The sequence below is a fragment of the Pectobacterium betavasculorum genome (assembly GCF_000749845.1).
GTDB lineage: Bacteria > Pseudomonadota > Gammaproteobacteria > Enterobacterales > Enterobacteriaceae > Pectobacterium > Pectobacterium betavasculorum.
The window spans coordinates 1-13,487 of the sequence record NZ_JQHM01000010.1; the positions used below are offsets into that span (position 1 = coordinate 1).

Genomic DNA, 13,487 nt, shown 5'->3' on the forward strand with positions numbered 1-13,487 from the left:
GCCTGTCACTGAGTCTGGCGAGTGCGTTGCCGGATATCGATTTTGGCGCGGTGCTCGACCAGCCGTGCGAGCTGATGATTTGGTATGAAGGTGAATTGAAGCGTCGTGTCAGCGGCATTATCAGTGGATTCACGCAGGGCGATACCGGATTCCGGCGCACGCGCTATCAGGCGGAAGTGCGTCCGGCGCTGTGGCGGCTGGGGCTACGCACCAACGCCCGCATTTTTCAGGCGCAGAAGCCGGAAACGATTATCGGCGCGTTGCTGGAAGAAGCCGGTATCACTGACTACGCCTTTGCGCTGCGCCATGAGCACGCGGTGCGGGAATACTGCGTGCAGTATCGGGAAAGCGATTTAGCCTTTATCACCCGTCTGGCGGCGGAAGAGGGATTGTACTTCTTCCACGAGTACGAGGAAGGTAAGCATCGGGTAGTGTTTGCCGATGACGCGGGGGCGTTGACCAAAGGCCCGGCGCTGTTCTTCAATCTGGCGACGCAGGGATTGAGTGAAGGTGAATACGTGCGGCGTTTTCACTACGCGGAGCGGGTGAGCACCGCGGAAGTCGAGCTGAAAGACTACAGCTTCAAGACACCAGCTTATGGGCTGTCGCACAAGAAGATGAGCGGTGAGCTGGCACACCAGCGCGAAAGCTATCAGCACTACGACTATCCGGGGCGCTATAAACAAGACCCGAGCGGCAAGGCGTTCAGCGGCTATCGTCTGGATGCGTTACGGGCAGGCGCAGTAACCAGCGAAGGGGAATCCAACTGCGCGGGGCTGATGCCGGGCAATACGTTTACCCTGACGGAGCACCCGAATGCAACGCTGAACGGGGTATGGCAGACGGTGAGCGTGACGCACGTCGGGCAGCAGCCGCAGGCGCTGGAAGAGGAAAGCGGCGGCGAACCGACGACGATGAGCAACAGCTTTGCGGTGGTGAAAGGGACGACGACGTGGCGCGCTGCGATGCCGTACAAACCGATGGTGGACGGCCCGCAAATCGCCACGGTGGTGGGGCCGGCGGGAGAAGAGATTTACTGTGATCAGGACGGTCGGGTGAAGCTGCAATTTCCGTGGGACAGATACGGTGCGAGCAATGACCAAAGCTCCTGCTGGGTGCGGGTCAGTCAGGGCTGGGCAGGCGGTCAGTACGGCATGATCGCCATCCCGCGCATCGGCCATGAAGTGATCGTCAGTTTCCTCGAAGGCGACCCGGACCAGCCGATTGTGACGGGCAGAACCTTTCACGCCACCAACCGTCCTCCTTACGACCTGCCTGCCCACAAGACGCGCACCGTGCTGCGCACGGAAACCCATCAGGGCGAAGGGTTTAACGAGCTGCGCTTTGAAGATCAGGCTGGGCAGGAAGAAATTTATATTCACGGCCAGAAAGACCTGAATGCGCTGATTGAGAACGATGTGGTCTGGCATATCAAACATGATGCCCACACGGAGATTGATAATGAGCGCGTCACCCGCGTTAAAGCCAACGATCACCTGACGGTCGACAGCGAGAAACGTGATCATATTAAAGGCGATTACTCACTGAGCGTCGATACCTCGATGCACCAGAAACTCGGGCAGGCATTACTGGTTGAGGCGGGACAAGAGGTTCATCTTACATCCGGCAACAAGATAGTGCTGGAAGCGGGGGCTGAACTGACGCTCAAAGTGGGTGGCAGCTTCGTGAAAATTGACCCGAGTGGCGTGACGTTGGTCGGCTCCAGCATCAAGATGAACTCTGGCGGCAGCCCCGGTTTTGGCTCTGGCTGGGCAGGCCAAATGCCCATCTTTCCAGGGGAGGTTGAGGTGGTCAAACCGCCACAACCGCCACAGGTTCCGCCTCTTGAAAAACCGGTCTGTATTCCTTGTCTGCTACGTGCTATGGCGCAGGGCGATGCGTTGGTTCAGGGAGAATAAGATGCTACCCAAAACAATCTGGCACCGGAATGCCTGTATCGTCCTGCTGGAAGGGGCTTACCTCACCCCTGAGCAGCGGGAACGGTTGAGTGAAAGGCCATTTTTTCCGCTCTATTTTCATGATGACGTGTTTGAACTGATCAATCTTGGACCCTGGCTTTGGCACTGTCCGCAAGAGGAAGAAGAGTTACTGGCTACGCTCGTTCAGCAGGGGCATGTGGTTGGCCTGTTGGAGAGCGACCAATCCCTTAGCGCTTTGCAAAAGCAACTGGCTTTGGGGGCGAGGGTGATTGAACCCGAAGGGCAATTTAGCCAATTGCTGCGATTCTACACGCCGCACGCGCTGCCTCTGCTTGTCGAGCAACACGACGCCCCGTGGCTCGGTGGGCTTTTTGGGGGGATCGACCGCTGGTGGTTACGAGAATACGACGGCAGTTGGCGCGAACTGAGTTTATCGATCCCTCCCACGGAACCTGTTCTGGTGAAATTGACGCCTGAGTTATATCAAGCGTTGCAAGGTTCACCTGACGAGCAGCGCCTGCTGGCTCTGTGGCAAGAGGGGGAAAGCATCAGACATTTCCCGCCCTGTGAAAGAATGAGTATGGTTCGCAAGGCACTGAATAAAGCCGGGCAGGCTGGCGCGACAGAAGCACAACGACGGCTGTGGGCATTAGCCTATCTGGAAGGTGGCCGTCAGGCGTTGGAAGAACAAAAGAGACGAACATGAGTGCGGCAAACGGTTTGATAAGAGCAATTTCGGGACTGATAACGGCGATATGGCAGATCTTGCCGCGCTGGGGACGGTGGCTGGCGAGCATTCTGCTGGTGCTTTGGCTGGGCTGGACGTTCCTGATACAGGAACGACACGGCGGGGCGTCAATTGTTGTTATGTCAGTTATGGATCGCCCCATTAGCTATGCCTATGTCAACGGTAATATGGGGGGAAATACCTTTGCATTTGATGGACGAAATGCGGGGGGAAAAACCGCAGGCCCTTATCGGATCGGCGGAAAGACGGTCAAAATAGATTGGGAGTTGGATATGACTGAGGAACAGGAAAAAGCAGGATTCCAATTTGAAAAACATACGACCACTCTGTCGATGCCGAAACGTGAGAAAGGGCAGGATGATTTCTGTGTGCTGTTTTTACCAGATAATAAGCCGATGATACGTTGGGCCTATCGTTGTCACCTTGACATGCAGGATGTAATAAACCCTTACCGGACGAGGAAGTTGTAATGGTGGATTGGGATGAGTTGGAATGTCGCGTTGTCCGTGAAGAAAGCCGTCATCAGGCGGGCATGGTGACTATTCGGCGCATGACAAGGAAAGTGAACCAGCAAGAGAAAAAGGGACGAACATGAGTGCGGCAAACGGTTTGATAAGAGCAATTTCGGGGCTGATAACGGCGATATGGCAGATCTTGCCGCGCTGGGGACGGTGGCTGGCGAGCATTCTGCTGGTGCTTTGGCTGGGCTGGACGTTCCTGATTCAAGAACGACACGGCGGGGCGTCAATTGTCGTCCATTCGGTGGTCGACCGCCCCATTAGCTATGTGTATGTCAACGGCAATATGGGTAGCAATACCTTTGCCTTTGATGGATTTCATGCCGGAGGAGGAGGAAGTGCTGGACCTTATCGGATAGAGGGAGATACGGTCAAAATTGATTGGCTATTGAGTGCCACCCTAAAGCAACAAGAAGAACAGGGGCTTCGGCCTGAGAAACATACTATCACCCTACCGATGCCGAAACGTGAGAAGGGGCAAAATGGTTTCTGTGTGCTGATGTTACCTGATAACAAACCGATGATCCGGTGGGCTGAAAGTTGTGTCGTTGAAATGGATAGCATCGTCGACACCTATAGGACGAGGAGATAGATAAGGTGGATTGGGATGAGTTGGAATGTCGCGTTGTCCGTGAAGAAAGCCGTCATCAGGCAAGCGTGATGGCATCCTGCGCATGACAAGGAAAGTGAACCAGCAAGAGCCAAAGGGACGAACATGAGTGCGGCAAACGGTTTGATAAGAGCAATTTCGGGGCTGATAACGGCGATATGGCAGATCTTGCCGCGCTGGGGGCGGTGGCTGGCGAGCATTCTGCTGGTGCTCTGGCTGGGCTGGACGTTCCTGATTCAAGAACGACACGGTGGGGCGTCAATTGTTGTTCATTCGGTGATCGACCGTCCCATTAGCTATGTCTATGTCAACGGCAATATGGGAGGGAATACCTTTGCGTTTGATGGGCTTAACACTAGCGGCGGTACAGCAGGCCCTTATCGGATAGACGGAGATTCGGTTAATATTAAATGGTTACTGAGTGCCACTCTAAGGCAGCAAGAAGAACAGGGACTTCAGCCTGAGAAACATACAATTACTTTACCGATGCCGAAACGTGAGAAGTGGCAGGATGATTTTTGTGTACTGTTCTTACCAGATAACAAGCTGGTCGTACGTTGGGTAAGCAGTTGCTATCTTGATATGGATGATGTTATTGCCCCTTATCGCACAAGGAGAGGACGATGATTGACAGGGACGATCTGGAGTGTCGAATTGCTCGTGAAGAAAGCCGTCATCAGGCGAGCGTGATGGCTACCCGACGCATGATAAGGAAAGTGAACCAGCAAGAGTCAAAGGGACAGTCATGAGTGCGGCAAACGGTTTGATAAAAACAATTTCGGGATTGATAACGGCGATATGGCAGATCTTGCCACGCTGGGGGCGGTGGCTGGCGAGCATTCTGCTGGTGCTCTGGCTGGGCTGGACGTTCCTGATACAGGAACGACACGGCGGGGCGTCAATTGTCGTTCATTCGGTGGTCGACCGCCCCATTAGCTATGTGTATGTCAATGGCAATATGGGTAGCAATACCTTTGCCTTTGATGGATTTCATGCCGGAGGAGGAGGAAGTGCTGGGCCTTATCGGATAGAGGGTGACACAGTCAAAATAGATTGGGAACTTGATATGACAGCAGAACAGGAGAAAGCTGGACTTCAATTTGAAAAGTATACAGTTACCCTACCGATGCCGAAACGTGAGAAGGGTCAAAATGGTTTCTGTGTGCTGATGTTACCTGATAACAAACCGATGATCCGGTGGGCTGAAAGTTGTGTCGTTGAAATGGATAGCATCGTCGACACCTATAGAACGAGGAGATAGATAAAGTGGATTGGGATGAGTTAGAATGTCGCGTTGCTCGTGAGGAAAGTCGTCATCAGGCAGGGATCGGCACTTGCTCACTGGCGTTACAGATAGGCTTTTTCTTTGATGGCCTGAAACGCAATATCAACGTGGATGAAGAGAGCCAGCGTCTGACTAACGTAGGCCGTTTGTTTCGATCTCATCCTTTAGAAATCAAAGCCAGCCTCACATCCTCATACTCTTACACCAAAGTTTATATTCCCGGTTTAGGTACCCCTCTTGACGATACTCCCTCTGAAAGGCTGGACAGCATTCTGGATGCCAGACAGCAGGCGCTGCCTGAGGATTATGCCGATGCGCTGGTGGAGCAGGGCAAAGAAACGGCGGTCGATACTGTTAAGGGCGTTTTCAAAGGGGACTGGAGTCAGGTGCTCGCCAATAAGCTGGGCGACTTAGTGACCATGAAGAGTGGTTTCGATGCCACGGTGTCTGCGGCCAAAAAGGCGGCGAGTCGTGCACTGCTCGAAGCGACCGAACCGATTCGGGATAACCCGATCGTGGCCGAGTTGTTAATGACCGGCGTCGATGCGCGGGTGGATTCAGCAAAGAACCAGTTCAAGCTGAACGTGGAGGATGTAAAAAAAATTAACCAACTGCCCATCAAACTGATCCAGATTTCGGTATTCGGTGCCGATCTGGGCGCCGCGTTGGCCCGACGCTTTATCGACGAGTTACTGGAGTCGGTCTGTAGCAAAGTGGGAAATGAATACCGCTACGCAGACAGTAAGGTCGAGGTGATTTTTGCTGGCCTGTTCGACTGCACGCGCCGCAGTTCGCTGGATATGGGGGATACCGTGGCGACGGCCTCTGACGGGGCGGGGCTGCTTGCCCGTAATCCCGTTGTCGGGATTTTTACCACGGCCTTTGGTGCGAAAGTGATTGAATTCGACAAACCCCTGCATCCCGCCGTCAAAAACGCCCTGCACCTGATCGCGGCACATGAACGGCGAGAGTATCGCCCTCTGTTGCCTTTGGGGCCGCTCCGGTCCGGCTGGCGTGAAGTGCTCTGCCCCGGCATCAGTGAAGATGTGACGGGCGGGCTGCTGCCTAACGAACAACGCCCCAGTGCTGAACTGTGCCGGGTGCCGCTGCACCAAATGTACAAAGCCGCGTGTCGGGCGCAGGTGCCTTTTCCCAACTTTAAAACGTTGCGTGAGAAAGACCCATATGTAGCCAGCTATTTCATCATGCAGGATAGTCGGCTGGGATATTCCGTGAAGAAATACAGCGAGTTCTACAGCAAATGGGTAGGGAAAATGAACCCGACACCGGAAGCGTTCGAACTGCACATGATCCACTACTGCTTTTGGCTGGGGGAAAAATTGCATGACTATAAAATACTCCGTCAAAACGTGAGCGGAAGCGAGCGGGATAAACTCAACGCGCAGTGGGGCTGGTTAATACAGGTCGGGCGCGATGCGGAAAACGTGCTGAGAAGCAGGGGGCTGCGTCGGCAGATGTATCAAGGGGCCAATTTGGTGAAGTTCTTTGATGGCGCTAAGCGGGTGCCGCGTGAGGCGGATATCTTCTTCAATTATTTTATGCACGATTTTACGTCTGAGGAACTCAAGTTCGCTACCCTGAACGAGCAGGCGAATACGATGTTGAGGAACAATAATTTCTTCGTCCCGCGTGGCATAGAGCGAGTCGCTGCCGATGACGACGTTGCTGCGTGATCGTTGCAAAATCTGACTATTGAGAGAAAAGGAGTAAAAAATGGGTAACGCCGTTAAAGTAGGTGATAGCGACACGGGGCACGGCAGCCATCCACCGACGCCTGTCGTGGCGGGTTCCTCAACGGTCAAAGTAGACGGTCAGCCGCTAGCGCGGCAAGGCGACCCTTTGGCTCCTCACGGCCATGATCGGAGCATTAGCAGCGGTTCATCCAGCGTACTCGTTGATGGTAAACCCGCGGCTCGTTCCGGGGATGGCGTCAGTTGCGGTGGCGTGGTGATAGGCGGGGGAACCGTTACCATTGGGTGATGGATTCGCCGCGTCCGTGCGGCCTATCCTGAGTCTTTTTGTCGATAGGTGGCGTTGTCGTTACGTCAACGCCGTCTGAAATATCCCTTCTTTAACGTCCTGTGGCGTGACTATGCCAGTGTCGAGTACCCAGCCGCTGATTAAGGCGGCGGGGGTGACGTCAAATGCCGGGTTGTAGACCGCCGCGTTTTGTGGTGCCCACTGGCAGTGGCCGAAGCTGCCATAAACGCCGGTGACTTCGGCGGCGGCGCGCTGCTCGATAGGAATAGTTCGACCATCCGGGCAGGCGGGATCGTGCGTGGTGTGCGGTGCTGCAACGTAAAACGGAATCTGGTGATAGTGCGCCAGTACCGCAAGGCTGTAAGTGCCGATCTTATTGGCGACGTCGCCGTTGGCGGCAATACGGTCTGCGCCGACCCAAATCGCATCGACTTGCCCCTGCGCCATCAGGCTGGCGGCCATCGAATCACAAATGAGCTGATAAGGAATGCCCAGTTCGCCCAGTTCCCAGGCCGTGAGGCGTCCGCCCTGCAAGAGAGGTCGGGTTTCATCGACCCACACCTGAGTAACCTTCCCCTGTTGGTGTGCACGCAGCAGCACGCCGATAGCGGTGCCGATGCCGGCGGTTGCCAGCCCACCGGTGTTGCAATGGGTTAGCAAACGGCTGTTTGGCTTCACCAGCGCTGCGCCACGATCGGCGATGCGTTCGCACAGTGCGCGATCTTCTTCTACCAACCGCAGCGCTTCTTCCGCCAGCGCAGCGACAAATTGCGGCTGCGCCAGCGCCAGCTTCATGCGATCCAGATTGTTCATCAGGTTGACGGCGGTAGGGCGCGAGGCTCGTAGCGTTTCCAGCGCCTGCGCCAGTTCAGCCTGCGATAAGCCTTTCTCCGCCAGCAGCGCGAGCAGCAGGCTGGCAGACAGGCCAATGAGCGGCGCGCCGCGTACCCGTAGCGTCTGGATATGCTCAACCAGTGATGCGACATCCAGGCAAGGGAGCCAGCGTTTTTCTTGCGGTAGAGCCTGTTGATCGAGAATCCACAGTTGGCTATCAACGATTTTCAGGCTGGTTGTGTTAAGTGTCTGCATTGGTCGTTAAATCCATGTTGCATCGATATTCTTATTCTGCCAAGATGCTCAATAGATGTATAGACGTCCGAACGTTTTTATGTCCGTATCTTGAATTTAAGCATAGCGAGGAGTTGGAATGTCACTTTACCGCACTTTTACGGCGGATGACGCTGTTGAATATGCTCGCCAGTACGGCGGTGTCAGTCAGCCGCAAACGCTGGTAGCCGCAGAAGAGATCGGCGATGGCAATCTGAATCTGGTGTTTAAAATTAAAGATGAAACGGGTGTCAGTCGGGTGATTGTTAAACAGGCGCTTCCCTACGTGCGCTGTGTCGGAGAATCCTGGCCGCTGACGCTCGACCGCGCCCGCATTGAAGCTGAAACGCTGCTGACACACGCGCGTTTTTGTCCGCAACATACCGTGACGGTGTTACATCACGATCCCGAACTGGCGGTGATGGTTCAGGAAGATCTCTCCGATCATCGCATCTGGCGCAGCGAGTTGATCAAGGGAGTGGATTATCCTCAGGCGGCGGCGCAGTTAGGGGAATATCTGGCACAAACGTTATTCCATACTTCTGATTTCTATCAGCATCCGCATGAGAAGAAAGCGGCGGTGAGCCAGTTCACTAACCCTGAACTGTGTGAGATTACCGAAGATCTTTTCTTTACCGACCCTTATATCGATCACGAAAGAAATCAGTTTGATGCGGCGCTGACGCCGGATGTACTGGCATTGCGTGACGATCGGGCGTTGAAGCTGGCGGTGGCGAGGCTGAAGCACGGCTTCCTGAGTAAAGCTGAAGCGCTGCTGCACGGTGACATCCATAGCGGATCGATCTTTGTCGCGGAAGGGCGCTTAAAGGCGATTGATGCTGAATTCGGTTTCTATGGGCCGATGGGGTTTGACGTCGGCACCGCGATTGGCAACCTGCTGCTGAATTATTGTGGCCTGCCGGGGCTATTAGCCCCGCGTGAGGCGGCGGCAGGGCGTGAACGGCGTCTGGAGGATATCCGTACGCTGTGGCAGACTTTTTCCGCTCGTTTTCTGGCACTGAATGAAAGTGACAGCCGCGATCCGGCGCTGGCGGAATCGGGCTATGCCGCGCTGTTTTTGCAGCAGGTTTGGCTAGATGCTATCGGCTACTGTGGAACTGAACTGATTCGTCGCACGATTGGGCTGGCGCACGTTGTGGATCTGGACAGCATTCAGGAGGCGGAAGCGCGTTTAGCGTGTCAGCGCCATGCTCTTTCGCTGGGCAGAACGTTGGTGCTGGCGGCTCCGCATATCGCGGATGTGGATGCGCTACTGGCGCGTGTGCGGCAGAGCGGTGCTTAATAATTAGTTAGCAATTCCATGATCCGCTCCCGTCAACAAATCTGATGGGAGCGGCAATCTGATGATGTCTTATCTCTATTTCTTCCCTTTATTCATCATGGCCTGTAAATCCGCGAAAGGATTATGCGTGGCAACCCCAACATCTTTCTGCGCATCTTCACCTGCAACGACGGTCGAACCGTACATATCCGCATCGGTGTATTTCGAATGCTCATGGTCGTGGCAGTAGAGGCAGAGCATTTCCCAGTTACTGCCGTCTTCTGGGTTATTGCTGTGATCGTGATCGATGTGGTGAACGGTTAATTCACGCAGGTTGGAATAGACGAACTCACGTGAACAACGACCGCACACCCACGGGAAAAGTTTGAGCGCTTTTTCGCGGTAGCCGCTTTCAAGTCTGGCGTAGTTCTTAGGGATGTAAGCCATGTGTAGGGTTTCATTCAGAAGGAAAGATGATATGGATTTTACAACTGATGCACGTGTAAAGGAAAGAACAGGCCGGTATAACCGGCCTGATTCTCGCTTCTATTTATGCTGCTTCGGTCTTTCTTTCTGGCTGCGTTACGGACGCGGGCCTGTTGGCGGCCAGTGCGTCGAACGCAAAGTCATCCACGTTGATTGAACGTAAGCGGCTGGCTTCGGCTTTGGTCAGAATTCCCGCTTCTTCTGCGGTAATCTGACCTTCGATCAGCGCTTGCTCTGCCAGTTGATCCAATCGCATGAACGGCAGCGGTTTATCGCTGGCCTTCGACAGGCGGTGGTAAATCGGCTCGGCTGCGATGATATCCCGCAATGCTTCTTCCAGCAGCCCGACAGGATTGTGCTCACTGGCAACCAGATATTGGCCGCGTCCCAGACGACTGCGCGTTTCCGATGGCGTTTGCAGAATCTTCGCGACCTCATGGTCGAGGCGGTCAGACGGCGCAGCGCAGCGCAGACCCAGCGGGAAGATGATGAAAGTCAGCAGACCCGCGACGGCACGATTCGGGAAGTTACGCAGCAGCTCGTCCAGCGCCTGCTCGGCCTGATGCAGACTGTCCTGCACGCCCCAGTGCACCAGCGGTAGATCCGCTTTCTGGCGACCTTCATCCTCATAGCGTTTCAGTGTCGCAGAGGCTAAATAGAGCTGGCTGAGAATATCCCCTAAACGTGCCGAGATACGCTCACGACGCTTTAGGCTGCCGCCCAGTACCGCCATCGACACATCTGCCAGCAGGGCCAGATTCGCACTGAGTCGGTTGAGCTGTTGGTAGTAGCGACGCGTTTTGTCGTTCACTGGCGCACGGCTTAGAAGGCCGTTGGTCAGGCCGAGCCAGAAGCTGCGCACCTTATTACTGCCGACATGGCCGATGTGACCAACCAGCGCACGGTCAAAGCGTGACACATCGTTGTCCTGCGCGGCTGCCATTTCTTCCAGCACATAAGGGTGACAGCGAATGGCACCTTGCCCGAAGATGATCATGCTGCGCGTCAGGATATTCGCCCCTTCCACGGTGATGGCAATCGGGGCACCCTGATAGCTGCGCGCCAGAAAGTTGGACGGGCCGAGACAGATTCCTTTACCCCCGGCGATATCCATCGCATCCAGCACGCTGCGCTGACCTCTGTGGGTACAGTGGTATTTGACGATAGCGGAAAGCACCGCTGGTTTTTCACCCTGCATGATGCCGCTGGTAATCAACGTTGCGGCAGCGTCCATCACGTAAGCGTTACCCGCTATGCGTGCCAGTGGCTCTTCGATGCCTTCCATCTTACCGATGGAGATTTTGAACTGGCGGCGGATGTGGGCGTAAGCACCGATGCCGAGGGCAATCGATTTCAGCCCGCCAGTAGAGTTGGACGGTAGCGTAATGCCGCGCCCAACTGACAGGCACTCCATCAACATACGCCAGCCCTGACCTGCCATTTTCGCACCACCAATGATGTAATCCAGCGGGACAAAAATGTTCTCACCCTGCGTCGGCCCGTTTTGGAACGGAATGTTCAGCGGGAAATGGCGGCGGCCGATTTTAACGCCGTCGGTATCCGTCGGAATTAACGCACAGGTAATCCCTATGTCATCCTCATCACCTAGCAGGTGATCGGGATCGTACAGCTTAAAGGCCAGACCGAGCACGGTGGCGACTGGCGCAAGTGTGATATAGCGTTTATTCCAGGTCAGGCGCATACCTACGACCTGTTCCCCGTGCCAATTGCCGTAGCAGACAATGCCGATATCGGGAATCGAACCCGCATCAGATCCGGCTTCCGGGCTGGTCAGCGCAAAGCAGGGAACTTCCTGACCGCGTGCCAAGCGTGGCAGATAGTGATCTTTTTGCGCTTGCGTACCGTAGTGTTGCAGCAGTTCGCCGGGGCCGAGTGAGTTGGGAACACCGACGGTGATCGCCACAATACTGGAGACGCCCGACAGTTTTTGCAGCACCTGCGCTTGTGCATAGGCAGAGAATTCCAGCCCACCGTATTGCTTTTTAATGATCATGGCGAAGAAGCGATGTTCTTTTAAAAATGTCCACAGTTCCGGTGGAATATCGGCGCGTTCGTGGGTGATTTCAAAGTCGTTGGCCATCCGGCAGGCTTCTGCAACTGGCCCGTCGATAAACGCCTGCTCTTCAGCCGTTAACTGCGGGCGCGGGTAGTTATGCAGCTTTTTCCAGTCTGGTGCGCCGCGAAACAGGTCGCCTTCCCACCAGGTTGTTCCTGCATCGATCGCTTCTTTTTCCGTGTTCGACATCGGCGGCATGACCTTCTGGAACATGCGTAGTGCGGAAGCGGAAACCAGCTTTTGACGCAGGGCGGGAACCGTAATCGGAATCAGCAGAAGCACGAGCGGAATCATCAACCAGACGGGCCACAGCAATACCGCGGACATGGCGGCGAAGTAGGCCAGCAGTATGGCGCTGCCGAGCAGCAGGCTGAGCCGATGGTAAAACATCGCGCCGATGATAATCAGTAGGAGGAGGATACTGATAGCAACCATAACGTGTCTCCAGCATGTGATCGAATTAAGGGTTTCCCCCTTCCACCGAGCGTTACGTGATAGTGGAAAGCGAGAGCCGTTTCATCAGTGAAATAAGGCGTAATAGGTCAATGTTGTAAGAGGTCTGACCTGTTGCTTATATTTGTTGTAGTTTATTTGATTATTTTTATCAATTTGTTTACATCATAATTACAACTCACTTCACAAACCGAGCGACCGTCGTAAGTTTCCTGACAGGCATCAGCGATCCTCTCGATCCCGTGATTACGCGCTTCTCGCTGTTTGTTCAATCCGCTACACTGCATGCAGAAGATGATACTGTCACCAGACAAAATGAGAGGATTCCATGTATCAGGATTTAATCCGTAGTGAACTGAAAGAAGCGGCAGAAACACTGAATAATTTCTTGAGTGATGATGCAAACATTCAGTCGATTCAAAACGCTGCGGTACTGCTGGCTAACGCGTTTAAAGCGGGTGGTAAAGTGATTTCCTGCGGTAACGGTGGCTCACACTGTGATGCGATGCACTTTGCCGAAGAGCTGACCGGTCGCTACCGTGAGAATCGTCCGGGCTATCCGGCCATTGCGATTTCCGATCCGAGCCATCTGTCTTGTGTCAGCAACGATTTTGGCTACGATTTTGTCTTCTCCCGTTACGTTGAATCGCTGGGACGTGCAGGTGATGTGCTGCTGGGGATTTCTACTTCTGGTAATTCTGGCAATATCATTAAAGCCATTGCTGCGGCAAAAGCGAAAGGCATGAAGGTCATTACGCTAACGGGGAAAGACGGCGGTAAAATGGCGGGATCGGCCGATGTGGAAATCCGTGTTCCGCACTTCGGTTATGCCGATCGCATTCAGGAAATCCATATCAAAGCGATTCACATCCTGATTCAACTGATTGAAAAAGAGATGGCGGATCAGTAAGCCGTATTAATAGGCTCTACATAGTTCGAGTTTCAGGTCGTCAACGTATAGGCAACTTGAAATATGACGA

At 54.3% G+C, this 13,487-nt stretch carries 15 protein-coding genes; 12 read left to right on the plus strand and 3 right to left on the minus strand.

Annotated elements, in window-relative coordinates; all coding sequences use genetic code 11:
* From KP22_RS16165 to KP22_RS16200, 10 genes are all read left to right on the plus strand, one after another.
* Positions 1 to 1,919: type VI secretion system Vgr family protein (locus KP22_RS16165; RefSeq protein ID WP_039325186.1), on the plus strand; the 1,919-nt coding region annotated here is incomplete at its 5' end.
* Between the two features lies 1 nt (position 1,920).
* Positions 1,921 to 2,646, plus strand: coding sequence for a DUF4123 domain-containing protein (locus tag KP22_RS16170; protein ID WP_039325188.1), 726 nt, complete (start codon positions 1,921 to 1,923; stop codon positions 2,644 to 2,646).
* Positions 2,643 to 3,158 (plus strand): membrane protein, encoded by a 516-nt coding sequence (locus tag KP22_RS16175; RefSeq protein ID WP_039325190.1) that lies wholly within the window; start codon positions 2,643 to 2,645, stop codon positions 3,156 to 3,158. The genes KP22_RS16170 and KP22_RS16175 overlap by 4 nt, the downstream gene beginning before the upstream one ends.
* A complete protein-coding gene (locus KP22_RS22900; RefSeq protein WP_280513144.1) occupies positions 3,158 to 3,283 on the plus strand; it encodes a hypothetical protein in 126 nt (41 codons plus the stop codon). The genes KP22_RS16175 and KP22_RS22900 overlap by 1 nt, the downstream gene beginning before the upstream one ends.
* Positions 3,280 to 3,798 carry a membrane protein gene (locus KP22_RS16180; protein ID WP_039325192.1) on the plus strand — a complete coding sequence of 173 codons (519 nt, stop codon included), beginning with the start codon at positions 3,280 to 3,282 and terminating at the stop codon, positions 3,796 to 3,798. The genes KP22_RS22900 and KP22_RS16180 overlap by 4 nt, the downstream gene beginning before the upstream one ends.
* Positions 3,799 to 3,921: 123 nt before the next feature.
* Positions 3,922 to 4,443, plus strand: a complete 522-nt coding sequence (locus tag KP22_RS16185; protein WP_039325194.1) for a membrane protein — start codon at positions 3,922 to 3,924, stop codon at positions 4,441 to 4,443.
* Entirely contained in the window at positions 4,440 to 4,565 is a 126-nt protein-coding gene (locus KP22_RS22905) for a hypothetical protein (protein ID WP_280513145.1), read from the plus strand. Before KP22_RS16185 ends, KP22_RS22905 begins: the two co-directional genes overlap by 4 nt.
* Positions 4,562 to 5,077 (plus strand): membrane protein, encoded by a 516-nt coding sequence (locus KP22_RS16190; RefSeq protein ID WP_039325196.1) that lies wholly within the window; start codon positions 4,562 to 4,564, stop codon positions 5,075 to 5,077. Before KP22_RS22905 ends, KP22_RS16190 begins: the two co-directional genes overlap by 4 nt.
* A 5-nt stretch (positions 5,078 to 5,082) precedes the next feature.
* Positions 5,083 to 6,795, plus strand: a complete 1,713-nt coding sequence (locus tag KP22_RS16195; protein WP_039325199.1) for a DUF2235 domain-containing protein — start codon at positions 5,083 to 5,085, stop codon at positions 6,793 to 6,795.
* Between the two features lie 40 nt (positions 6,796 to 6,835).
* Entirely contained in the window at positions 6,836 to 7,102 is a 267-nt protein-coding gene (locus tag KP22_RS16200; RefSeq protein ID WP_039309009.1) for a type VI secretion system PAAR protein, read from the plus strand.
* Between the two features lie 60 nt (positions 7,103 to 7,162).
* Here KP22_RS16200 and mtnA read toward each other — a convergent pair whose 3' ends face one another.
* Positions 7,163 to 8,191, minus strand: coding sequence for an S-methyl-5-thioribose-1-phosphate isomerase (gene mtnA, locus KP22_RS16205; protein ID WP_039325201.1), 1,029 nt, complete (start codon positions 8,189 to 8,191; stop codon positions 7,163 to 7,165).
* 118 nt (positions 8,192 to 8,309) lie between these two features.
* On the opposite strand from mtnA, the gene mtnK reads away from it, so the two are divergent.
* Positions 8,310 to 9,512: an S-methyl-5-thioribose kinase gene (mtnK, locus tag KP22_RS16210; RefSeq protein WP_039325203.1), complete on the plus strand. Its 1,203-nt coding sequence runs from the start codon at positions 8,310 to 8,312 to the stop codon at positions 9,510 to 9,512.
* Between the two features lie 75 nt (positions 9,513 to 9,587).
* Here the strand turns inward: mtnK and yajD are convergent, their stop codons facing one another.
* The gene (gene yajD / locus KP22_RS16215) at positions 9,588 to 9,938 is read right to left on the minus strand and encodes an HNH nuclease YajD (protein WP_025920021.1); all 351 of its coding nucleotides are present in this window, start codon (positions 9,936 to 9,938) and stop codon (positions 9,588 to 9,590) included.
* A 103-nt stretch (positions 9,939 to 10,041) separates the two neighbouring features.
* A complete protein-coding gene (gene fadE, locus KP22_RS16220) occupies positions 10,042 to 12,489 on the minus strand; it encodes an acyl-CoA dehydrogenase FadE (RefSeq protein WP_039325205.1) in 2,448 nt (815 codons plus the stop codon).
* Positions 12,490 to 12,835: 346 nt separating this feature from the next.
* Between fadE and lpcA the strand changes: the two genes are divergently transcribed.
* Complete coding sequence (gene lpcA, locus KP22_RS16225; RefSeq protein WP_039308998.1) at positions 12,836 to 13,417, plus strand: D-sedoheptulose 7-phosphate isomerase; 582 nt, start codon at positions 12,836 to 12,838, stop codon at positions 13,415 to 13,417.
* Positions 13,418 to 13,487: the final 70 nt, after the last annotated feature.